Source organism: Streptomyces sp. NPDC003691 (genome assembly GCF_053981115.1).
In genome coordinates, this window is the sequence record NZ_JBSFNQ010000239.1 from 1 (window position 1) to 1,220 (window position 1,220).

Genomic DNA, 1,220 nt, shown 5'->3' on the forward strand with positions numbered 1-1,220 from the left:
CACCAGCAGCTCGGCTACGGGCCGATCGCACGTGACCGCAAGCGCGTCACCCGCTGGACCAGGGGCGGCGTCACACCGGACCTGCACGCGCAGAAAGCAATGGCCGTTCTGCACGGCATCCCGGAGGACGAGATCACCGCCAGACCCTGGCCCGAGTGGCTGAAGCTCGCGTGCGTCCACGACCGGTTCCTCCTCACCGCCGAGTGGACCCCGGCCACCACGATCGAGCTTCTCGACCGCGTCGCCACCGCAGGAGAGGCTGCCATGGACCGCAGAGGGTTTCTCGTCGTCACCGGAGTAACGCCGATACTCGCCGGGGTCGCCACCGCCGAACCGGCCACCGCGCGATCGCACGGGCGCCGCATCGGCGCGAACGTGCCCACCCTGTTCGAAGAATCGCTGGCGATCCTGCGGAGACAGGACGACCAGCTCGGCTCCGGCCAGGTTCATGCCACAGCTCGCGCGCAGCTCCGGCTGATCGTCCGTACGCTGAAGACCACCTCGTACACCGAGGAGATCGGCCGCCGACTGCACGGCACCGCGGCCGAGGCTGCGCGTATCTGCGCGTGGACCGCATACGACTCCGGTCAGCACGGTCTGGCGGAGGAGTACTACGTGGCTGCTCTGCGCGCTGCGGCGTCCGCAGCCGACCCGGTGGTCACCACGAACACCATGGCCTTCTGGGCGGTCATGCGCTACTCGACCGGCGACCCCCGCGGCGCCTCCCACCTGGTGGCCGACGCTCTGAGGCGCGCCGACCGGATCGGCTCACCCACCATGACGGCCATGCTGTACGCCCGGCTCGCCCGGGCCCATGCCCGCGCGGGCGAGGGCCGCGCCTCCGAACAGGCCCTCGGCGCCGCGTTCGACGCCTACGACGGGGCCCGCGACCGGGCCCCGGAGGAGGACCCCGACTGCGTCTACTGGGTCAACCTCGGTGAACTGCATATGCTCGCCGGTTCCTGCGCGCTGAACCTCGACCGACCGGCCGAGGCCCTGACCCACTTCACCGCCGCGTCGGCTGACCTGCGGGACGCCTACCACGAGGACGAGTTCCCGCGCGGGGCGGTCATCTACCTGGCCCGGGAGGCCGAGGCCCGGGTCGCGCTCGGCGACCTGGACGGGGCCGTGCACACCGCCCGCCGTGCCGTCGACTACCTGGGCGGCGTCTCCTCCGCCCGCGGCACGGCCGGCCTCACCGACCTCCGCACCCGGCTGAC

General features: G+C 72.1%; 1 protein-coding gene. It reads left to right on the plus strand.

Annotated features, from left to right (window positions below; translation table 11 throughout):
• The coding region (locus ACWDR0_RS34950) for a transcriptional regulator (RefSeq protein ID WP_456355856.1) at positions 1-1,220 on the plus strand (1,220 nt) is incomplete at both ends.